This window comes from Lutibacter sp. (assembly GCF_041596795.1).
Lineage (GTDB): Bacteria > Bacteroidota > Bacteroidia > Flavobacteriales > Flavobacteriaceae > Lutibacter.
The window spans coordinates 1-23,393 of the sequence record NZ_JBFHHX010000001.1 but is presented as its reverse complement, the minus strand read 5'-3'; the positions used below and the strand labels follow the sequence as shown (position 1 = coordinate 23,393).

Genomic DNA, 23,393 nt, shown 5'->3' with positions numbered 1-23,393 from the left:
TAATCTGTTCTGGAATAAGAACTAGTGATGTTTGTTGATGAATAGAGTGATTTTTGGAGGTTGTATATGTGCTTCTAATTGTTTATTGGGAAAGTTATGAGAGCATAAATTTCTATAGAAGTAAATTTAGAAATGAAGTAAAATCTATATTTATCTTTAATTATTATGTTTTCTAATTATTCTGTCTTTTGATAGTTCCGTACAAGTAGTAAAGAATCTTTAAATCATCTAATGTACAGCCTTAACCTTTTACTTAGGTTTCCGTTATTATATTGAGAATAGTTAATTTTAAAACGGGATTATCTAAAGTCAATGTTAAAGATGCTAAAAAAAATAATCTATATTTTATAATCATTAGACTATAAAATATGGATTATTTTCAGTATTAATTTTTATGAAAAATATTTTTTCTTAATTAGTCACAACTTGTTTGTGTTGTGGTATTAGAAGTACCATTGTCAATAACAGTTCCACAGTGATAAACATTATTTCCAGATGAATAATCTGTTAATAATATTGGATATTTTGTATTGTTAATTACTGTTGATGAAGTGGTGTTGTGAAAGTTTTGACCAGAGTTAGCACCTTCTAAATATCTTAAAGAGTTTTTATCTCCACCAAGTTTAATGCTTCTATCTTGTGAAACGCTTGATTCGCTACTTTCTAGTGTTATGTTTTGGTTACTACCACCAATATAAGCTATAGGGTGAGTTCCATAACTTCCTTCACTGTCAGTTATTGTTAAGTCAACAGTTATATTACTGTCGTTTTCATAAGCGATAGTATAAGCAGGACCATATTTAGCATCACTTTTGCAATTTGTAATAATTCCTCCATTTTGAATAGAAAAACCACTTTCATTTTCTATAGAAGTACAGTTTTCAAACACCATAGTTCCTTTTCCAAAAACTAAATTAAATCCTGACCTTACATGTTTAGCTGTACAATTTTTTATGGTTACATTTTCAGTGTAGCTTGTTTCTCCGTTACCTGAATAATGCTCAGCAGATTCGTAAGATCTAAAACCAGCTTCTTGTTTACTTATCATATATCCAGCAGGAACTTTGTATCCCCAAACTGTTAAAAAGTTTACATTGTCTGCAGGAGTACCTGTACCTTCTTCGGCTAATACATCATCAGTTGTTCTCATTTCATCTCCTTCAACATAAACATTGTCTATTAAAACATCTTTACCTCCTTGGATAAATACAACATGTCCATAGCTTCTTGAGATAATAGTAGAATTTTTTAAAGTATTACCTTCACCTCTAATTAATATACCTGAGTGCTTGTTGTGACCTATTACAGCTCCACCGCCTTTTCCAAATAAATCTCCATATCCATAAGGATAAGATCCACTTGTTGAAATATGGAATCCATCTACTGTATTATTAACACCATCTAAATGCATGTTTCTTGCTCTATAAGCAGGAGCAGAATCACCTATATCTACGACCGTTAAATTTTTAACTGTAATGTTTTCTCCATAAAGTCTTAATTGTACAACTTCTTCACTTCCATAAGCACTCCAAAGAGCTGTATCAAATTCAAAAGTTACATCTGTAAAATCATAGTTAGAATTACTTCCTCTAAAAACAAACATTTCATAGTCTGGTATTAAACCTGAAGTTATGTCATCTGGTCCAAAACTATAAGTTCCAGGAGCTAATTTAATATTAACATCATTTTGATTTAATGTAGCAATAAAATCGGCTATGGTATTAACTGTTGTGTAAGTTATTCCATCTTCTTCTTCCTCATCATCATCGTCATCAACAACTACTGGATCTTCATCGTCAATTCCGCTTAGAGAATCTCCACCGCAGCTATAAGTTCCTATACTTAATAAGAATACAAAGAAGTATTTTACAATAATTAGTTTATAAATTTTCATAATTATAATAATTAATATGTTATTTTTTTATTTTGTTATACAAATTAACGGATATTAAATATATTTAGATATAAAATAATATTCATTCGTGTAAAATATGATTCAAAATGGTTAATTTATATAGGTATTTAGCTTAATTGAGTATGTTTTAGTGAATGTGTGGGTTTTATTATTAAGACTTCTTTTTTAAGTTTGAATTTTAGATTTTATATATAATATGTGCTGAGTTTTATGTTACTGTATACAGGTTGTAATTTTTTTTAGAAAAAAACATATATGATTAAAGTGATTTTAAAATATAAAAAAGCTCCATGTAATTATTTACAAGGAGCTTTTATTATTTAGATTCTATTTATTAATAAAATCTAATATCGTAACAATATGCAAATGTACCAGAAATAGCATTTCCACCAATTAACATATATTTTGTGTTAGCATCTGAAAAATCAGGAGATAATTTGTTACCTGCGTCATCAGTAAATTCAATTAAAGTTCCATCAAGTTCAAAACTTACCAATTCTCCAGTTATAGTATCAACTACTAATTTTAAATTATGATCAGCATCTCTATCATAATCAGGGATAAAGTCTGTAATTGAGACAGCATCTATTCCAGCAAATGTAGTTGAACTTGTACTAAATGAACCATCCCATAAATAAATTTCATTACTATCTGGTGTAATAATAATACCTCTTAATCCTCCATAAGAAACACTATTTCCATCAGTTGCCGAATTTAGTACTTCAGAAACATACCCTAAATGAACACCTCTAAATGGTCTTGGAGGATCGTTATTTGTAAAAGTACCTAGATTAATATTAGCTTCTAATGTTAATGTAGTAGGTTTTGTATAACCGCTTGCAGCATGGTCAGAAATATCGTATCCCCAACTTCTAGTTGCTCCAATTGTTAATTCACCAGAACCTTCTTCTACAAATCCCCAACTTCTACCAGATTGGTCGTTACCATGTATTTCCCATTTTCTATCGCCAATATAATTGATTGGTTGAGTTGATGGCCAGTATCCAGATTCTTGTGTTCCTGATCTATCAAAACACCCACCAAATTCTTCAGAAGCTTCTAGGAAATCATCATATACTATTGAAGAGTCTACATAGATAAATGTAGGTCCAACAGTTTCTCTGTTTCCTTCATCATAAGTTATTGTTATTGCTCCACTAACACCATCTGTAGGTATAGTAACTACTATTTCAGTATTTGAGATGCTTTCAATTGTAGCCTCAACACCATCATTAAAAAGCACTGATATTGCGCTAGCATCTGTACCAAAATTAAGTCCGAAAATAGTTAATTGTTCTCCAGCTGTTGCTTCGTAACTACTTAAACTACTAATTACAACTCCCGCTTTGTAAACAAAATCTGTTGAGCTTTGTGCTTCGTTAGTCCAAACACTAAGGTTTATTGGTCCTGTTCCTGCAAATTCGGGAACTAATACTACCATTTCAGTATCAGAATAACTTACTATTTCAGTATCAATATCTACATCTGCATCATTAAATGAAATTTTTGCTGCTTGTTTTACATCACCAAAATTAGTTCCAGTTATTGTAATTGGTGTTCCAGGATAACCTGTTGTTGGACTAAAACCTGTGAATGTAATAGCGTCATACGTAGGTACATCGGGATTATATTCAATAGATTGTTCAGGGTAACATGCTACTAATAATGTACTTATTAGTACAGTAAGTAAAGCAATGTTTTTTATTATATTATATTTTTTCATCTCTTTATAATTTAAATTATGCTTTAATTTTAATAGTTAGGATTTTGAAGTAGGTTAGAGTTTTGCGCAATTTCTCTCGTTGGTAAAGGCCAAACGTAATGTGATCTTTGGAAATTTCTACCAGAAGAAGAATTTAACACAACAGCTTTTAATAATCCAGATCCAGTTTCAACAGATTCTTCACCGTCAGGGTATGCCGCTGAATCGTATAAAGCTGTGTTGTTTTCATAATCTGTTCCTTCTATAACAGGCCCAAGAATGCTTTTATTTAATTCTTGTTCAGCAATTCCCCAACGTTTTAAATCGTTGTATCTTGAGTTTTCAGCAAAAAGTTCTATAGCACGTTCTCTTCTAATTTCTTCTAAAACATCTAAATTATTAGCCGCAGCAAAAGAGTTTGTAAGTGCAGGTAGCCCAGCTCTTGCTTTTGTTAAATTAATTGTTTCATTCAATTCTCCATCAGTAATTGAACCATTAAGTTCGTAAATAGCTTCTGCCAAGTTTAAATATACTGTAGCTAATCTAATAATTGGCCAGTTAAAACCATCTGTTGGATCTTGTGTTGAAAACAGATAACCAGTTGAAACAAATTTTAAGTTTCTGTAAGGTGAACCACCACTAGTTTCTACAATACCATCTAAAGTATATTCTCCATCTACAGGAATTTCATCTGTATTAATATTTCTAAAATAGCATTCCATTCTATAATCTCTATTTTGGAATTCGTCTTGAGGACTTTCATAACCTTGAAATAAAGGAGACTGTGCAATTGGTAAACCATCTGTAGATAAAAATAAATCCATCATTTTTCTACTTGGGTTAACTCTTCCTACAGAATTTTGACTAATATTAATAGAACCTAAAATTTCATCAAAAGTTGTATATAAAATAAACTCTTTGTTAGATGATTTATCTAAACCTAATGGGTTAGAATCTGCTCCTTCTAAATTAAATAAATAGTAGTTACTTCTATTATTCATATCTGGGTCACTGTTATAGTTCCATAACTCGTAAGCACCTGAGCTTATTACTTCTTCGTTTAACGTAATTGCTTCAGTTAAATATGCTGTAAAATTATCAGCAGCGCCTGCAGACCCAGCTCCTGATGAAATACCATCTCCATCTGTTGTAGTTCCAACATATTTTTCCCAAGTTGCTTCGTAAAGTAAAACCCAAGCTTTAAAAGCTTTAGCTGCTTCACTACTTATTCTTCCTTTGTCTTCTGAAGAAATAGAATTTTCATTAGGTAAATCTGGAATAGCATCTGTTAAGTCAGATAATATTACATCTACAACTTCGTATCTACTGTTACGAGCTGCAAATACTTCTTCTGAATCTAAATCTAAAACTTCGTTTGTGATTGGAACACCTCCGTAGCGTTGTAATAATTCAAAGTATTGAGTAGCTCTAAAGAATTTTGCAGCTGCAACATATTGAGATATTTCACTATAATCATCAGTATATTCTTCTGCTTTTGCTAGTAGAATATTACAATCTCTTATTGAAAAATAAGAATCACTCCAATAATCGTTATCATTTACTGGGATTGTAACCGAACCTTGTCCATAAGGGTTCGAAAAATAGTTAGCATTTAAATCACTACTGTGATCTAGCATTTCAGATTTTTCTGTATTTCTAGGGTCATTTAAGTCGTTGTACAACTTATTAGCAGCTAATTCAAACTCTTCTGGCGAGTCGTAGAATGCAGCTTCTGTATATCCTTGTATAGGTTCTTTGTCTAAGATTTCATCAACACATGAGCTTAGAATAAGTGCTGAAACTATAACAAGTGTTTGTATAAATTTATTATTTTTCATCATCATAATTTTTTATAAATTAACATTAACTCCAAATGCCCAAGTACGTGTAAAAGGGTATGTATTATCTGTGCTTGAACCATACTCAGGGTCATAACCGTCATTTAAACTAGTTGCTTCCCATAAATCATTACCACTAAAGTATAATCTAACTTTATTAAATTTTGTATTATTTATTTTAAATTTAGGTAATGTGTAACCTATAGTTAGGGTTTTTAAACGTATGTATCTGTTGTTTTGAACCATAAAGTCATTATAAGCCCAGTTCCAGCTAGATCTTGTTGTATGTGTAGTAGTTCTTGGATAAATAGCATTAGTATTTGTAGCTGTCCAAGTTTGACCTAAGAATTGATTTGTTTGGTTTGTAAAACGACCAACAATTGGATAAGAGAATACACCTGTTCTAATAACATTTTGTTTTCCTACACCTTGGAATAAAGCTCCAAAATCGAATCTTTTATAAGTTGCAGATAAATTAATACCAAAATTTAGGTGAGCTCTTGTGTCACCAACATATACTAAATCTGTTTGGTCGATTCTTCCGTCTCCGTTTACGTCAACTTTTCTAGTGTCTCCAGGAGATAACTTAGTAGCAACACCAGTCGATGTCATTGGTGAACCTGAATTATTTAAAATAGTTCCATAAGTATCGTAGTATGCATCAACTTCGTCTTGAGTTTGGAAAATACCATCTGTTTTGTAAACCCATAATGATGAAATAGGATACCCTTCAACAGCACTTGTAATTCCAGCACTTGGTTGAACAAACCCTCCTCTATTAATAATTTTATCTTTTGCATCAGACATAAATACTCCAATGCTATATTTAAAGTCATCATTAACAGTTTCATTCCAAGTAAGTGATGCTTCCCAACCTTTAGTTTTTAAATCTCCACTGTTAGTTACAGGAGCAGTTTCTCCTAATTGGTATGGATATGCAACTTCAATAAACATACCTAAGTTTTGTTTAGTAAAATAATCAAAGTTACCAGTTAATCTATTGTCTAAAACTCTAAAGTCTAAACCAAAGTTTGTTTGTTCAACACGTTCCCAAGTTCTTTCACGACTTGTAAGTGAAGATAAATAAGCAGTAGTTTGTTCAGATGGTGTAGATCCAAATAAAACAGTACCAGTAGACATTGTAGAAATATAATCATAACGTCCAATACCTGTTAATCCATTGGCAGATTCACCATAACTAGCTCTTAGTTTTAAGAAATCTAAAAACTTAACATTTTCCATAAATTTTTCATGAGTAACTACCCAACCTAAAGAACCAGATAAAAAGTTATCCCATCTTTCTTCAGGAGCAAATCTAGAAGAACCATCTCTTCTAAAAGTAACGTTTGCTAAATATTTGTTTTGGTAGTCATATGTTACGTTTGTAACGATACCGTAAAGACCTTCGTGCCAGTCTACACCACCATTAGTTTGGTAATCTTCTGATGCAGATGTAATATTGTATACGCCTTGATCTTCAAAACCAATTCTTTCTCCCCAAACAGTTTTGTTTCTAGAGTCTTCAGTGTTTATACCTGCTGTAACAGCAAAGTTGTGGTCTTCATTAAAAGTATTCTTATAATTAAAATAAGCTCCGTAAATATCTTTTCTACCAGTACCAAACTCAGTATTAAAAGTTGTAGAACCATTATTTAAAGTATTTACTAGTTTAAGTCCATCATATGAATATATAGGTACTTCTAAAGTGTAATTTGTAATATCGTAACTATTAATTAAAAAAGATGCTGTAGCTTTAAAATCTAATTTATCTGTTATTTGGTACGTAGCATCTAAACTGATATTTAATCTATCTCTTTCTTCAAAATTTCTACCTCCGTCAACTAAGTTTGCTAAAGGTTGTCTAGCACCACCTGAATAGTTAAAGTTTGATACCCATTGACCGTAAGGATTCACTGTTGGGTATATTGGAGGGTCATTTGTAAATGCACTTCCAGATAAAGTTGCAGATGGTTGAGATAATTTAAAATGGTTAAATGAAATGTTTGATCCTAATTTTAAACGCTTTGATACTTGAGCATTTACAACAGATCTTAAATTATATTGAATTTGTCCATCGTAGGTCACATCAACAGGACCTACATTTTCTGCATACATTCCAGAGAAACGATAATCAATTTTGTCATCAGAACCAGAAATACTTATGTTTTGTTGGTTAGATACAGAGTTACCATATACTTGATCCCAAATATTATTGTTTACTACATATATATCAGTTGGGTTACCGGCTGGTGCTCCCCAATAAGAATTAATATAACCTTCTTCTCCAGCAGCAAGCATATCTCTAATTGATAATGCATTGTCTAAACTTAACCAACCAAAGGCATTGTATTGTGCTAATCCTAATACATCTTCATCAGATTGCATCGCATCAGTATAAACATTAAAATACTCTAAAGCAGAAGTGCTTTGTGGCTTTATACCTAATGTGTTAATTCTAATTTGAGAATTAAGTTCAATACTCATTTTTCCTTTACCTTTTTTAGTTGTTACTAAAACAACACCATTTGCAGCTCTTGCTCCATAAATAGAAGCAGATGCATCTTTAAGTACAGAAATATTTTCAATATCATCAGGGTTAATACGGGCAAAATCTGCACCTGGAACACCATCAACAACAATAAGGGCAGAACCACCATTAATTGATGTGCTACCTCTAATTAAGAAATCTGCACCTTCTTCACCAGGTCTAGAACTATCTCTAGAAACTACAACACCAGGTGTAGCTCCTTGTAGAGCTAAAACAGGGTTACTAATTGCTCGGTCTTCAAAAACTTCACTTTTTATAATATCAATAGAACCTGTTACAACAGCTTTCTTTTGTGTTCCGTAACCTACAACTACTACTTCATCTAAAGCTTGTGCGTCTTCTTTTAAGGTTACATTAATAATGCTTTTATCATTAACGCTTATTTCTTGACTAGAAAAACCAAGAAAACTAAATATTAATACAGCGTCGGAATCTACATTACTAATGGAGTAATTTCCATCAAAATCAGTAGTGACTCCATGAGTTGTTCCTTTTATAATAACATTTACTCCTGGTATTCCTAAGTTATCACTTGCGCTAATAACTTTACCTGTTACAGTTTTACTTTGATTACTCTCTATAGTTGAAGTAACCGTTGTGGCCTGCACAGGTGTAAATGCTCCACACATTAAAAAGCCTACTATCCAAAATAGACTTGAAAATAATTTCAGATTTCTCTGATTGAGTTTTAATTTAGTCATAAAAAATATGATTTAAAGGTTAATTAAAATTGATTTTGCCTTGACAAAATGTTAATACAATGTTAAAACCAAATATGGGAAGTTTGTGTAAAATAGTATTCAAAGCCTATAATTTATGGTTTATTTTGATGATAAAAGGGGTGATTAACCATTTGTTTATGTAGGATTTTATAAGTTTTGATGAAAAAAGTGTTTATTCTAAACTGTAAATTGCTAAGGTAACAAATATGAAAGAATGTATATAAAGAATTAAAAAGATATTTAATAAATTAGAGTTTGCTTAAACCTTCTTTTGTATAAATATTTGTATGAATTTAAAGTGTAAAAATTTATAAAACACTAATAGTTAGTTGTTTATATTTTTATTTACAGGGTGGTACTTCATATTTATATGATAGATTAACTATTTAATTAGGTAAGTTAATATATTTTTCAATTCATTTTTTTAATTCTTCTTCTACCTTTTTAAAATTAGAAATTTAAATGTTTATGTTGCTTTTTGTGTTTAAAAATATATCTAAACTAAAATTGTTAACCAGAAAATGCATAAAAGAATGATAGTTTATAGTTTTTGGTTCATGTTTTATTCTTTGAATTTGTCGGTTTAGCTAATCTTGTATTAGATAAATAATTTGTTTTGAAATTAAATATTACTCTTCAAAACATAATTTAATTGATATAATTTATTAAACAAATTTAAATGAACTTTACAAAGCCCATCTTATTTGCTGCAATTTTCTTAATAATTGCTTGTCAAACTAATAAAAAACAAACCCATTCTACCGAATCTATAAAATTTAGTGCGGATCAGGTATTAGATTTGAATGTTATAAAAACAAAGAGTACACTTGAAAAATTATCAAGTTATGATAGTCTTCCTAGAAATATAGATAAAGGTGAAAAAGGCTGGAATTTTGTTGGTGTTAAAGATTGGTGTAGTGGTTTTTGGCCAGGTGTTGTGTGGTATGCGTATGAGACATCAGGTGATGTTTACTTAAAAGAACAAGCAGAAAAGTTTACAAACACTATTAAACCAATAGCATATACCTCTGCAGACAATCACGACATAGGTTTTATGGTTTATTGTAGCTATGGTAATGGTTATAGAATTACGGGTAATGAAAGCTATAAAGAAATAATGTTGGCAGCTGCTGATACTTTAGCTACATTATATAACCCAAAAGTGGGCTCTATTTTATCTTGGCCTAGTCAAGTTCATAAATTTAGACACAATACAATTGTAGATAATATGATGAATTTAGAATTGTTGTTTTGGGCTGCAAAAAACGGTGAAAATAAAGAGTTGTATACAATTGCTAAAAATCATGCTGCGGTAACAATGAAATATTTAATTAGAGAAGATAATTCAATGTTTCACGTTGGTTCCTTTAATGAAGAAACTGGAGAGTTTTTACAAGGGTATACGCATCAGGGATATGCAAATGAGTCAATGTGGGCAAGAGGGCAAACTTGGGGAATTTATGGATTTTCTATAGCTTATAGAGAAACAGAAGCTCAAGAGTTTTTAGATACTGCAATTAAATTGGCAGAGCATTATATAAAACGTTTACCTGAAGATGGAATTCCTTTTTGGGATTTTGATGATCCTAAAATACCAAATTCACCAAGAGATGCATCAGCAGCAGCTGTAGCTGCCTGTGGTATGTTAGAATTGTCAGGGTTAGTTAAGGATCCTATTTTAAAAGAAAAATATTACAATGCTGCCCTAAGCTATATTAAAGAGTTATCTAGTAATAATTATTTAAGTGGAGATACAAATCAGGCATTATTGTTACACTCAACAGGTCATTATCCAAATAATTCTGAAGTGGATGTGCCAATAATTTATGCAGATTATTATTATATGGAAGCATTAGTTAGATTAAAAAAATTGCAAGGTTTAGAGTAAATACTATTACATATTTGAATTAATATTTTACGTTTGGTTAATTTCATCTTTCAGTTTTTAGAAAACATGAAAGATGAAATTTTTTTTACAATAGATTTATAAAAGAGTTGTTAATAATATTTGAGGGAAATATAAGATTATATGAATTTTAGCGCTCTCTATGAACTTATTAGTATTAAAGTGAAAGAATAATATTGTAGTAAAACAAATTGGATTGCAGTAGTTAGAATGTTTAAAATTATGTAAGGAAGTAATTTTGTTGATATTCAGTTATGTGAAGGTTTTGAAAATTTAATCTAATTATTGCTAATTATTCAAACAATAAGCTATAAAAGGCCGAACCCAATAATTAAGTTTCTTTAAACTTAATTATTGGGTTCGGCACTTATAGATATTAACTTAAAAGTTTGTAAAATTTTAAAATATTTTTATTTTAAATAACTTTTCATTATCAAAGCAGCTCCTAAAGCACTTTCATTTTTACAGTCAGAAATTTTAATATTAATAGTTGGATTTAGTAGGTTTAGGAACTTAATAAATATTTCATTTCTATTAAATCCTCCTGAGATAAATACATTTGAAATGTCTACGTTTTCATCAGAAATTAATTGAATACCAGCTATTACTTTTTTTGATATTTCATACACTAATTGGTAATAGGCTGTTTCATACGAATCAAAATTTTTCAAATATTCAGGGTGAGCTTCAAAATCAGTATCAATACCTTTAGCTAAAAATAGGTTTGAATTTTTAGAAACCAATGCTTCACAAAGTGTTGTATTTAAAATAAGTTTTAAATGAGTATTGATATTTACTTTATAATATTCACTAAGTGCTTTTAAATACACCTCATGAATTCTTCCTAAAAATTGCATAGAAGACTTTACTTGTTGCTTTTCTGGAGTTATAAAACACAAGCAATTATTTTTAAGTTGATGTTGTGTTAATATTTCTTTACTAAACGGATTCATTGCAATAATCCACGTTCCAGTTGATAATAGAACAAAATCTTTTTCTTTTTCTAATAAAGGAATTATTGAAGATGAGCTATCGTGCATACCTGTACCAACTGCAATTTTTTCTCCATTTATTTCAGAAATAAAGGCTTCATTTCCTTTACAAGGTGTTGGTAAGGTTATATTTTCATCTTTTAACCAGCTGTGATATTGCATTGTATCAAAATCCCAGGTTGCTGTATGCGCACCAACAGAAGTGTAATCTGCTGTTATTTTTTTTGTAAATAAATAACTTAAATATTGTGGATAGTGTAATATAGTATCAACTTGTTTCCAAATTTCTGGTTTATACTTTTTAATCCAAAGCATTTGTAAACCAGTATTTAACATTCCATATACTGGTGAAGCTGTTTTTCTAGAAAATTCTTCTGCACCTCCATTTTTTTTGTACAAACTTTCGTAATCTTTTAAGTCTATATTTTTTAGGTAATTATATAGTGGAGTAATGCGTTTTCCATCTTTATTTAAGTATATTAAAGAAGCTCCATGAGTTGTAAAATTTATAGCTTTTATTTTAAAATTCCCTTTCATTTGAATACTTAAAATTTGATTTTTAATCCAGTTTTCTATGGAAACAATATCGTCACAAGGAAAATTATCATCATCAATTATTTCATCAAATTGAATTGAATTTTGAAATACTACTTCGAAATTTTCATCAAATAAAAATATTTTTTTATTTGTTTTTCCTATATCAATTACCGCTATAACTTTTGTCATTTTTATTGAAAATTTAGATATTAAAAACTTCCCTTATTATTTTATTTATAAAATTATAAGGGAAAGCTTTAATAGTAATATAAAAAAGAATGTGGAGATTGTATCTTTTAATAATTAGGTAACCAATTCTTCTTTAGTTGTTTAATTAATTTTTAAAACCATATAGAGGACCGTAGTTTTCACAAGCTCTATAATCTGCTCCTTCAAGGTTTTCACCAAAAGCAGACCAAGCACTTGGTCTAAAAACGTCATCTTCAGATACATTGTGCATATTTACAGGAATGCGTAACATTGCTGCCAATGAAATTAAATCGGCACCAATATGTCCGTGAGAAATAGCTCCGTGGTTTGCTCCCCATTTAGCCATTACTGTATACACATCTTTAAAGAATCCTGAACCTGTAGTTCTAGGCACAAACCAAGTTGTTGGCCAAGTTGGATTTGTTCTTTCGTCTAAAATATAATGTATGTCTTCTGATAATTCAACACTCCATCCTTCAACAATTTGAAGCACTGGACCAATACCTTTAACTAAATTTAAACGACACATAGTTAATGGAATAGTTCCTTTTGTTTTAAATTGTGAGGAGAAACCTCCACCTCTAAAATACTCTCCAATTGCTGCAGGCCATTTTGTATTGTCCAAACATTTTTGAACTTCCTCTTCTGTGATACCCCAGAAAGGCTTCATAGTTGGATTTCCATCAGCATCAGTTTGTTGAGCTGTAGCATCTAAAGATGTTGAGCCTGAATTGATTAAATGAATAATTCCATTTTTAGCAATGCCAGAAAGTTTTTTTCCTGTTACTCTTTCTACAGATTCTGGACTCCAATAAGTTCTAACATCAGAAAATAATTGTGCTTTTCCTGTTAATAAATGACCGAATAACATTGAAATTGCATTTAAACAATCGTTTTCTGTTGCAAATGTATATGCTTGACGAATTCCATTCCAATCAAAAGATGAATTCATTATTGATTCTGTAAAATCTGCATTTGGTTGATAGTCTGTCCATTGACGTTGCCCTTGAAATCCACCCATAATTGCATTTCTTCCTTTTGACTCTTCACCAAATCCCATTTCTTTTAATTTAGGATTTCCGTTCATTAAATCTTTACAGATTAAGGTCATTTTTACAACTTTTTCCCACTCTAATTCTTTTTGTTCTGCCGATTTTTGAGCTTCAGGACTGTTATAATCTTTTCCTTCTTTACAATTTTTTTTAGTCCAAGCTAAAGCTTTTGCGTATTCTTCTTGGTCAAATATACCTTCGTCTATACGTCTTAAAAGTTCCACCGATTCTACAAATTCTGCTCTTACTCCTAAATAGTCTTGTAAGAAATTTACATCTACCATAGAACCTGCAATACCCATTGAACTATAGCCAATAGATAAATAAGATTTTCCTTTCATTTGAGCAACTGCTAAAGCTCCCTTAGCAAAACGTAAAATTTTCTCAGCAACATCATTAGGAATAGATTGATCTCCTCCATCTTGCACTTCTTTTCCATATATTCCGAAAGCTGGTAGCCCTTTTTGAGAATAACCTGCCAATGCAGCAGCTAAATAAACTGCGCCTGGTCTTTCAGTTCCGTTAAAACCCCAAACTGCTTTTGGTATTAAAGGGTCTGTATCCATAACTTCAGTACCATAACACCAACATGGAGTAACTGATAATGAAACTTCTACACCTTCTCTTTTAAATTTATCTGCACAAGCAGCAGCATCTGCAACACCTCCAATTGTAGTATCTGCAATTACACATTCTACTTTTTCACCACTAGGGAAACGTAATGTATCTTCTATTAATTTTGCTGCGGCTTTTGCCATATCCATTGTTTGAACCTCTAAAGATTCTCTTACTCCTAATTCACGTCCATCTATAACAGGGCGAATTCCTATTTTTGGTAATCTACCTATAAGTCTACTCATTATATTTTGGTTTTTAAGTCCTATGTAAATTGTTCTAATTCAGTTAATTGCTCGTTGGATAATCCTGCTGGTTTAAAACCGGCTGCCCAACACATCATTAATAATTTTGCGCCTTTATTTGCTACATCTAAAAAATCCCAGGCTTTTTCTACATCTGGAGCAGTTGCCGTAGCTCCATGTTTTTCCCATAAAGAAATGTTTCTTGTTTTAAATGCTTCCATAGTTACTTCTGCTAAAGCTGCTGTACTAGACAGTGCGTATGGTGTACAATGAACGCCCTTTGGAACAAATACTCTAACTTCTGGACACATCATCCATAATTGACGGTTTAATTCCTCTTCATTTTCAAATAATTCATGGTGACTCATACAAATCAATTCTAATGGATGTGTATGAACAACGGCTAAATTTTCTGGATGATTTATTGAGTTAAATAAATGAATACTTGAATGCGAAATTAATTCACAAGTAGGTCCAAAATTTTCTCTTTTTCCACCCCAAATAATAGAATAAGCAGTAGCGTCTTCATTTATATAAAGTATGCAAGAAGCTTCTTCAATTTTATCTATTAAATCTCTTAAATAACAACCTGTTCCTGTAATGTAAATTACAAATCCTGCTACGCCTTTTGGAAAATTAAAAGGTACTTCTGTTCCAATACCTTTTACTTCTTCTTTAGAGAAAAAAGATGTTAAATTAATTGATATATTACCTGCGTTTCTTTCTGCCCATTCTCTTTGCCATAAATAACCGGCTACTTTTGAAACATTATTTAATTCTTTCTGTACTTCAATTGGAAGTTTTATTGTGCTCATATTTATTATTTTATAACATAACTAATACTACAAATTTACTTAGAAACAAATGTGAAATAAATATTCAAAATTTGTATTTTTGTATCTAATTCAAACATGTTGGTTTTATGAAGTTTGTGAAAGATATAGAATTAGGAGATCCCTCATCAAATAAACAAAACTTTATAGATCTAAAACTGAAGTTGTTATGTTCTAGGTATTGGTTGTTGGATTTATGGGATTGCCATGATATGGTGTTTCCTTTTTGGAGGCTTTATTGGAATAAAAATGAAGGAGGTGAATTAATCCATCAAGAAAATTGTTATAAAATGGATCCTAATTACCTCTATATTATTCCTCCTTTTACTTCATTTTCTACAAGGTTTACAAAAAATCATAGATATAAAAATGGTATACATGTAGAAGGTAAACAAATATCAAGTGATTTTAATGAAGACGATTATAGTGATAAACAATTAATTCATTTTTTTATACATTTTAACTTAGGAATTCCATTTGATAATGTGTATCCAGGAATTTTTAAAATTGAATTATCTGAATATTTGAAAGATAGATTGCAATATTTAACCTATAGATTAAAAATAGAGAACAGAGATTTTAAATTAACGTTTAACCTAAAATTACAAGCTTTTATAAAAGAAGCACTTACAAATATTGGTCCTGAATTATGGAAAGCCATTGATATTGATGAACGCGTATTAACCATAATTCGTTTTATTGAAATTAATATAGAAAAAAAACTAAGTAATCCAGATTTGGCAGAAATTGTAAATATGGCACCAAATTCATTTTCAAGATTGTTTAAGGATGAAATGAATATTACCCTGCATAGTTTTATTCAAAATAGAAAAATTGCAAAAGCTTGCGACTTATTTGAGCACACCCATAAAACCATTGAAGATATTGCCTATAATTTAGGTTTTTCTGATCGTTACCATTTTTCTAGAGTTTTTAAATCTGTTACAAGATTAACACCTGCAAGTTATAAATCTGGAAAATACACCTAGGTTTTTATAAATTATTACTGGTAAATTATGAATTATGAATGTCAAATGTAATAATTCCTATTTTTTATTGGTTGCATTATGCATATATTATTATTCTGAAGTTTTATACATTATTCAATTTCAGCACTTCTAGTTGTGGCTGTTAAAATAGCATGTTTAAATTGTACATAGTATTGATTATAATAGATAATTAATTCTGATGTGGTATGTTCTATATTTGTTTAATACGCACATATTTTATTATCAAAAAAATGTGTTTCTGAAATAGAAAATATAAGTAATTTATTTTCTGATATAACCAAATAGTAATTAAAAACTTATGACATGAAACAGTTTAAACAATTTATTAATGGCAAATTTATTAACTCAACATCAAATAAAGTAATAGAAATATTAAATCCTTGTACCGAACAAGTTATTTCAACAATTCCTGGAGGTTCTGTTGAAGATGCAAATTTAGCTTTAGAAGCAGCTAAAGATGCGCAACCTGCTTGGGAAGCTTTACCAGCAATACAAAGAGCTTCATTTTTACATAAAATGGCTGATGTTATTAGAGCTAATAGAGTATTTTTAGCAGAGACTTTAGCCAAAGAACAAGCTAAAGTAATAGGATTAGCACAAGTAGAAATTGATGTAACAGCTGATTATTTTGATTATAACGCTGCATGGGCAAGAAGAATTGAAGGAGAAATTATTCAAAGTGATAGAGCAAATGAACACATTTATTTACATAAAGCTCCCATTGGAGTTGCCGTTGGTATTTGTCCTTGGAATTTTCCATTTTTTGTAATGGCTCGAAAAGTTGCTGCATCATTAATAACAGGTAATACTTGTGTTATAAAACCTAGTTCTGAAGCTCCTAATACTATTATGGAATGGGCGGAGCTTATTGAAAATATTGGATTACCTGCAGGTGTATTAAATATTGTATGTGGATCTGGGGCTTTAGTTGGAAATACGCTTTCTAAAAGCCCAATTACAGGAATTATTAGTTTAACCGGAAGTGTATATGCTGGTCAAAAAGTTTTTGAAGCAGCTTCAGAAAACATCACAAAAGTATCTTTAGAGTTAGGCGGTAAAGCTCCTGCAATTGTTTGTAATGATGCTAATTTAGAATTAGCAGTAAATTCAATAGTTTCATCAAGAGTTATATTTAGCGGGCAAGTTTGTAACTGTGCAGAAAGAGTTTATGTACAAGATGATATCTATGATAAGTTTATGGAAATGATTACCAAAAAAATGAATGAAGTTAAAGTTGAAGATGCTTTAACTGGCGTAAATGCCGACATGAGTGCTTTGGTTTCTAAAGCTCAATTAGATAAGGTTTCTGAAATGGTTGAATTTGCGAAGAAAGAAGGTGCTGAAGTTGTTGTTGGAGGAAAAAGATCGGAACAATTTGGAAAAGGATATTATTATCAACCTACGTTATTAACAAATTGCAAACAAGATATGCAGATTATTCAAGAAGAAGTTTTTGGACCTGTATTACCAGTTATGAAATTTGGAAGTTTAGAAGAAGCCGTAGTATTATCTAATGATAGTCAGTTTGGATTAACTTCTTCTATTTTTTCTGAAAATTTCAATAACATTATGTATGCAACAACAAAACTTCAATTTGGAGAAACGTATGTAAATAGAGAGCATTTTGAAGCTATACAAGGTTTTCATGCAGGGTGGAAAAAATCTGGTGTTGGTGGAGCCGATGGAAAACATGGAATGGAAGAATATTTACAAACCAAAGTTGTGTACGCTCAATATTATAATAAATAATAAATTCTAAAAAAAAGATGAAATGTAATTATTTCACCTTTTTTAATACTTAAATTTCATAAATGAAAAATAATAACATCCCGGTCGTATCTAAAGAATATTTAGTTCCGTTTATTTTAATAACCTCATTATTTGCATTGTGGGGATTTGCTAACGATATTACAAACCCAATGGTTGCAGCGTTTGGAACTGTTATGGAAATTTCAACGGCAAAAGCAGCCTTAGTGCAATTTGCATTTTACGGTGGTTATGCAACTATGGCAATACCAGCCGCATTATTTGTACAAAAATACAGCTATAAAAAAGGAATTATATTTGGACTTATTTTATATGCCATTGGTGCTTTATTGTTTTATCCTGCAGCCCAGTTTGAAGTATTTGGCTTCTTTTTAATATCATTATATATATTAACATTTGGATTGGCTTTTTTAGAGACTACAGCAAATCCATTTATTTTATCAATGGGAGATGAAAGAACAGCTACACGTCGTTTAAATTTAGCGCAGTCATTCAATCCAATTGGTTCTTTATTGGGAATGTTTGTTGCATCAAAATTTATTCTTGCAGTATTAGATTCAGATAAACGAACAGCCACTGGAGAATTAATATTTACAACCCTTGATGAGGTTCAAAAAGCAGCTATCCGTACACACGATTTGCTAATAATTAGAAATCCGTATATAATTTTAGGCTTTGTTGTAATTGCAATGTTGGTAATTATAAGTATTTATAAAATGCCGGCACAAGTTAAGAAGGATGATAACTTTAATGCAATGGCTTCATTTAAAAGATTGATAGCAAACTCTAAATATAGAGAAGGAGTAATTGCTCAAATGTTTTATGTAGCAGCACAAATTATGTGTTGGACTTTTATTATACAGTATGCAGATAATTTAGGGATTGCAAAATCAACTGCTCAAAATTATAATATAGTTGCCATGGGAATTTTCCTTTTAAGTAGATTTATTAGTACTATGTTAATGAAATATGTAAATGCTAAAAAACTATTGCTGCTTTTTGCCCTAGGTGCAATGTTGAGCATATCAGGTGTTATACTTATTGAAGGTCAAATGGGTTTATATTTATTAGTTGCAACTTCAGCATTTATGTCGCTGATGTTTCCAACCATTTATGGAATTGCTTTACATAAATTAGGCGAAGACACTACTTTAGGTGCTGCAGGATTAGTAATGGCAATAGTTGGTGGGGCATTAATGCCACCGTTACAAGGAACTATTATTGATTTGGGAACAGTTGGCTCTCTTCCTGCTGTAAACTTTTCATTTATATTGCCATTTATTTGTTTTTGTGTAATTGCTATTTACGGTTATAGAACTTTAAAAATTCACAGTTAAAGAGGATTGTTTAAAATAAAATTCACGTATGAAAAAACATTGTTTTTCACGTAATCTTAAAGAGGATTCTGAACTTATTTTAGCATATAGAGAACATCATAAAAAAGTATGGCCAGAAATTGTTAAGTATCAAAAATAGCGGAATACTGAATTTAGAAATTTACTTAGTTGGAAATAGACTGTTTATGGTTATGGAAGTAAATGATACTTTTTCTTTTGAAAATAAATCAGCAATGGATTTAAAAAATAAAAAAGTACAAGAATGGGAAACGTAATGTGGAAATATAAAAAAAAATCTACCTTTTGCTAAAAAAGGAGAAAAACGGATGTTGATGGAAAAAATATGTCAATTGTAAATATTTAGAATTATGAAAGTAGGTTTATTTATACCTTGTTATATTAATCAATTATACCCACAAGTTGCTATTGCAACGTTAGAGTTATTAGAGAAATTAGGTGTTGATGTATATTATCCAACCCAGCAAACTTGTTGTGGCCAACCTTTAGGGAATTCGGGATATGAAGAAGATTCAAAAGGTGCTTGTCTGTTATTTGTGGAAAATTTTAATGAATATGATTATATAGTTGGTCCTTCAGGAAGTTGTATTTATCACGTTAAAAAACATTTCGATATTTTAGAGCAAACACCTGATGTTATTAAAATTAGAAACAATGCTTATGAATTATGTGAATTCATTGTAAAAGTTTTAGGAAAAAAAGATTTAGGAGCTTCATTTCCGTATAGAGTAGGCCTACATAAAAGCTGTCACGGTTTACGAGGATTGCATTTAGGGTCTTGTTCAGAAAGAATGGATCCGCATTTTTCTACTGAAGAAGATTTACTAAATAGTGTAAAAGGTTTAGAATTAATGAAGTTGAATAGGGAAGATGAATGTTGTGGTTTTGGTGGAACATTTTCTGTATTTGAAGAAGCTATTTCAGTAAAAATGGGTAAAGATAAAATTCAAGACCATTTAGATAATGGTGTAGAAGTTATTACAGGCGCAGATCATTCTTGTTTAATGCATTTAGAAGGTCTAATTAATAGAAATAATCAACCGTTACGAGTGTTGCATATCGCAGAAATTTTAAACAGTAGTATTTAATTATGAGCCATTCAGAAAAAGCAGCAATTTTTAATAAAAATGAAGCCAAAGTAAATTGGCACGATAAAGCTTTATGGTATGTTCGTGAAAAAAGAGATAATGCGGCGCACAATGTTAAAGGCTGGGAATATTTACGCGATACTGCTTCAAAAATAAAAGGAAATGTACTATCCAATTTAGATAATTATTTAATTGAATTTGAAGCTAATGCGCAAAAAAATGGAATTAAAGTTCATTGGGCGTCAACTGCTGAAGAGCATAACGCTATTGTTTATAAAATATTAGAGGGTAGTAATGCTAAAAAAGTGGTAAAAAGTAAGTCTATGCTTACGGAAGAATGCCATTTGAATCCTTATTTACAAAATAGGGGAATAGAAGTTGTTGATACTGATTTGGGAGAATATATAGTGCAAATTGCAAAAGAAACTCCAAGTCATATTGTGTTGCCTGCAATTCATAAAACAAAAGAAGAAGTTGATGAATTGTTTCAAGAACATTTAGGAACAAAACCAAGCAATGGGAATCCAGAGTATTTGACAAATGAAGCAAGAAAACACCTGCGTAATAAATTTTTACAGGCTGATGTAGCCATTACAGGTGTAAATTTTGCAATTGCAGAAACCGGTGGATTTGTAGTATGCACTAATGAAGGAAATGCAGATATGGGTGCTCATTTAGCTCCTGTTCATATTGCGTGTATGGGTATTGAAAAAATTATTCCTAAGGAAGAACATTTAGGCGTTTTTTTAAGATTGTTAGCCAGAAGCGCAACAGGACAACCAATTACAACCTATTCCTCACATTTTAATAAACCTGCAGAAGGAAAAGAATTGCACATTGTAATTGTAGATAATGGAAGAACCGAACAATTGAGTAGAGAAGATTTTAGATCTTCATTGCATTGTATCCGTTGTGGTGCTTGTATGAATACTTGTCCTATTTATAGAAGAAGTGGCGGACATAGTTATAATGCTACTATTCCCGGGCCAATTGGTTCCATTTTATCACCAGGAAAAGATTTAACAAAATACAGTTCACTACCTTTTGCATCTACATTATGTGGTTCATGTTCAAATGTATGTCCAGTTAAAATTAATATCCATGAGCAATTATATAAATGGCGACAACTAATTGTAAAAGATGTAAAACAACCTTTTGTGAAATTGACAATTCTAAAAATGGTTGGGAAAGTGTTAGGAAATAGAGTACTCTATAATTTAGGAGGGAAATCAGCACGATTTATATTAAAATTTGCACCTCGATTTATAGTGTATTCCAAATTAAATTCTTGGGGAAAAGCAAGAGAACTTCCAAAAATTAAGAATGAAAATTTTGATACTTGGTATCAAATAAATAGAAAAAAATAATGGGTAGAGAAGCAATATTAAAATCGGTAAAAGAAAATAAACCAACCTTGTTGCCATTGCCAGAAATAGATGAAACTGTTTTTTTTGAAACTATTGATTTAGTAGCATTTTTTAAAGAAAAAGTAGCCTTAGTTGGAGGAAGTATAATTGAGATAAATAAATTGAAAGAAATTGATGCTGAAATTAAAAAAAGGTATCCAAAAGCTAAGGATATTATCTCGTGTTCTCAAAAATCTACTTTAGAAACGATTTCAATTTCAGAAAAAACGAATCCACATGAATTGGAGTCTATTCATTTAGCCATTTTAGATGGAGATTTTGGTTTGGCTGAAAATGGTGCTATTTGGATTTCTGAAAAAGAGTTTCCTATCCGTGTTTTACCATTTATTACCAATGATTTGGTAATTATTTTAAACAAAGAAAAGCTGTATTCAAATTTACATGAAGCATACAAATTAATTGCGAATAGAGAGCGTACTTTTGGTCTTTTTATTTCTGGTCCTTCAAAAACTGCGGACATTGAGCAATGTTTGGTTATTGGAGCTCAAGGAGCCATGAGTTTAACAGTTTTTTTAATTAATAAATAGAGAGCCAAATACATTGATTTTTTTTACAGCTTCATTTGTTGGAAGAGAGAGCATGTTTTTGGTGTGCTTTCTAATCTTGCCATTTAAGTTTTCAATAAGGCTTGTAGTATAAATTATACATCTTATTTCCACAGGAAAATCTAGAAAAGCAGTGAGTTCAACCAGTTTTTGTACAACGAATCTACAGCATAAAAGTATTTACTATTCCATTTTAAATTAAAGTCTTCCAAGGCAGTTCTAACTGCTTGTTGGTTTGTAACTGTATAGATGTATTTTAAGTCTTGAGTAAATTCTTTTTTTCTATCTCCATGAAACTCAACAGCCAAACAAAGGCTTTATAAATGTTGGTTTTAAAAATTTCGCAATCAAAAAAAATCAGCTTTTAATTTTGCGATGTCTAATGTATTAAGTAATGCAATTACAAGCGTTGCACCTGATTTTTAAGTTAATTATGCAACAGCATTATTAAGTAAAGGGAGTTTATCAAGTGTTTTAAATCCTTTAACCGACTTATCGACTCCAGGTTAGGTTTCATTTAGTTGGACTGATAATTCAACCGAAAGCAATGCGAATGCTACAGATAAGGCAATGTTATTAGTTTACAATCCTATCAAGAAAGAATCTACTTACATTTTAGATGGTGCAGAAAGGTCTACAGGAGTAGAAATATTAAATATTCCAGCTTCATATTCTGGAGATACAGTTGAAATATATATATGTCTTTTGTTGCAGCAGATGGTAAAGTATCAAATAGTAGTTATTTAGGCTCTGGTACGGCGGCTTAATTTTAAGATCTAAATAACTATTTTATCAGAACCGTTACATTAATTTGTAGTTTTTTTTTATGTTTAAACAATTGAAAATGAGTAGTTTTATTATATTTTAACTGTGGGAATAATGTGGGGATATAAGGTGAATAAAAAACCGTAAAAGTTTGATTTACAAACGATTACGGTTTTAAAAAGCGGAGAAAGAGGGATTCGAACCCCCGGAGGTGTGACCCTCAACAGTTTTCAAGACTGCCGCATTCGACCACTCTGCCATTTCTCCAGAAGTCTCATCAGGTATTCCCTGAATGCGGATGCAAATATAAAACGCTTTTTT

17 protein-coding genes, 1 tRNA gene and 1 pseudogene are annotated in these 23,393 nt (G+C 30.7%); 9 read left to right on the top strand and 10 right to left on the bottom strand.

Annotated elements, in window-relative coordinates; translation table 11 throughout:
- Nucleotides 1–415: 415 nt before the first annotated feature.
- From ABY298_RS00095 to ABY298_RS00080, 4 genes are all read right to left on the bottom strand, one after another.
- The gene (locus ABY298_RS00095) at nt 416–1,894 is read right to left on the bottom strand and encodes a hypothetical protein (protein ID WP_372743938.1); all 1,479 of its coding nucleotides are present in this window, start codon (nt 1,892–1,894) and stop codon (nt 416–418) included.
- A gap of 355 nt (nt 1,895–2,249) precedes the next feature.
- The gene (locus ABY298_RS00090; protein WP_372743937.1) at nt 2,250–3,638 is read right to left on the bottom strand and encodes an IPT/TIG domain-containing protein; all 1,389 of its coding nucleotides are present in this window, start codon (nt 3,636–3,638) and stop codon (nt 2,250–2,252) included.
- A 29-nt stretch (nt 3,639–3,667) separates the two neighbouring features.
- Nucleotides 3,668–5,455, bottom strand: coding sequence for a RagB/SusD family nutrient uptake outer membrane protein (locus ABY298_RS00085; protein WP_372743936.1), 1,788 nt, complete (start codon nt 5,453–5,455; stop codon nt 3,668–3,670).
- 12 nt (nt 5,456–5,467) lie between these two features.
- Nucleotides 5,468–8,704 (bottom strand): SusC/RagA family TonB-linked outer membrane protein, encoded by a 3,237-nt coding sequence (locus ABY298_RS00080; protein ID WP_372743935.1) that lies wholly within the window; start codon nt 8,702–8,704, stop codon nt 5,468–5,470.
- Between the two features lie 700 nt (nt 8,705–9,404).
- On the opposite strand from ABY298_RS00080, the gene ABY298_RS00075 reads away from it, so the two are divergent.
- Entirely contained in the window at nt 9,405–10,613 is a 1,209-nt protein-coding gene (locus ABY298_RS00075) for a glycoside hydrolase family 88 protein (protein WP_372743934.1), read from the top strand.
- Nucleotides 10,614–11,041: 428 nt separating this feature from the next.
- On the opposite strand, the gene ABY298_RS00070 is transcribed toward ABY298_RS00075, so the two are convergent.
- From ABY298_RS00070 to rhaD, 3 genes are all read right to left on the bottom strand, one after another.
- Nucleotides 11,042–12,349 carry an FGGY family carbohydrate kinase gene (locus ABY298_RS00070; RefSeq protein WP_372743933.1) on the bottom strand — a complete coding sequence of 436 codons (1,308 nt, stop codon included), beginning with the start codon at nt 12,347–12,349 and terminating at the stop codon, nt 11,042–11,044.
- 145 nt (nt 12,350–12,494) lie between these two features.
- Nucleotides 12,495–14,282, bottom strand: a complete 1,788-nt coding sequence (locus ABY298_RS00065; RefSeq protein ID WP_372743932.1) for an L-fucose isomerase — start codon at nt 14,280–14,282, stop codon at nt 12,495–12,497.
- A gap of 20 nt (nt 14,283–14,302) precedes the next feature.
- On the bottom strand, nt 14,303–15,097 hold the full coding sequence (rhaD, locus tag ABY298_RS00060; RefSeq protein ID WP_372743931.1) for a rhamnulose-1-phosphate aldolase: 795 nt from the start codon (nt 15,095–15,097) through the stop codon (nt 14,303–14,305).
- A 107-nt stretch (nt 15,098–15,204) separates the two neighbouring features.
- On the opposite strand from rhaD, the gene ABY298_RS00055 reads away from it, so the two are divergent.
- The 7 genes and pseudogenes from ABY298_RS00055 to ABY298_RS00025 all read left to right on the top strand — a co-directional run bounded on the left by ABY298_RS00055 (nt 15,205) and on the right by ABY298_RS00025 (nt 22,289).
- Nucleotides 15,205–16,104, top strand: a complete 900-nt coding sequence (locus tag ABY298_RS00055) for a helix-turn-helix domain-containing protein (RefSeq protein ID WP_372743930.1) — start codon at nt 15,205–15,207, stop codon at nt 16,102–16,104.
- Nucleotides 16,105–16,428: 324 nt separating this feature from the next.
- Entirely contained in the window at nt 16,429–17,874 is a 1,446-nt protein-coding gene (gene aldA / locus ABY298_RS00050) for an aldehyde dehydrogenase (RefSeq protein ID WP_372743929.1), read from the top strand.
- 62 nt (nt 17,875–17,936) lie between these two features.
- A complete protein-coding gene (gene fucP, locus ABY298_RS00045; protein ID WP_372743928.1) occupies nt 17,937–19,229 on the top strand; it encodes an L-fucose:H+ symporter permease in 1,293 nt (430 codons plus the stop codon).
- A gap of 28 nt (nt 19,230–19,257) precedes the next feature.
- Nucleotides 19,258–19,504, top strand: a pseudogene (locus ABY298_RS00040) (L-rhamnose mutarotase).
- Between the two features lie 93 nt (nt 19,505–19,597).
- Nucleotides 19,598–20,335, top strand: a complete 738-nt coding sequence (locus ABY298_RS00035) for a (Fe-S)-binding protein (protein WP_372743927.1) — start codon at nt 19,598–19,600, stop codon at nt 20,333–20,335.
- 2 nt (nt 20,336–20,337) lie between these two features.
- Complete coding sequence (locus ABY298_RS00030; RefSeq protein WP_372743926.1) at nt 20,338–21,702, top strand: LutB/LldF family L-lactate oxidation iron-sulfur protein; 1,365 nt, start codon at nt 20,338–20,340, stop codon at nt 21,700–21,702.
- Nucleotides 21,702–22,289, top strand: a complete 588-nt coding sequence (locus ABY298_RS00025) for a lactate utilization protein C (protein ID WP_372743925.1) — start codon at nt 21,702–21,704, stop codon at nt 22,287–22,289. The genes ABY298_RS00030 and ABY298_RS00025 overlap by 1 nt, the downstream gene beginning before the upstream one ends.
- Here the strand turns inward: ABY298_RS00025 and ABY298_RS00020 are convergent.
- Nucleotides 22,275–22,421 (bottom strand): hypothetical protein, encoded by a 147-nt coding sequence (locus tag ABY298_RS00020; RefSeq protein ID WP_372743924.1) that lies wholly within the window; start codon nt 22,419–22,421, stop codon nt 22,275–22,277. The two genes, ABY298_RS00025 and ABY298_RS00020, sit on opposite strands and share 15 nt — an antisense overlap.
- Nucleotides 22,422–22,429: 8 nt before the next feature.
- A complete protein-coding gene (locus tag ABY298_RS00015) occupies nt 22,430–22,615 on the bottom strand; it encodes a hypothetical protein (RefSeq protein WP_372743923.1) in 186 nt (61 codons plus the stop codon).
- 262 nt (nt 22,616–22,877) lie between these two features.
- Here ABY298_RS00015 and ABY298_RS00010 point away from each other — a divergent pair, with 262 nt between their 5' ends.
- Nucleotides 22,878–23,054: a DUF6266 family protein gene (locus ABY298_RS00010; RefSeq protein ID WP_372743922.1), complete on the top strand. Its 177-nt coding sequence runs from the start codon at nt 22,878–22,880 to the stop codon at nt 23,052–23,054.
- Nucleotides 23,055–23,254: 200 nt separating this feature from the next.
- On the opposite strand, the gene ABY298_RS00005 is transcribed toward ABY298_RS00010, so the two are convergent.
- A tRNA-Ser gene (locus ABY298_RS00005) sits at nt 23,255–23,339 on the bottom strand.
- Nucleotides 23,340–23,393: the final 54 nt, after the last annotated feature.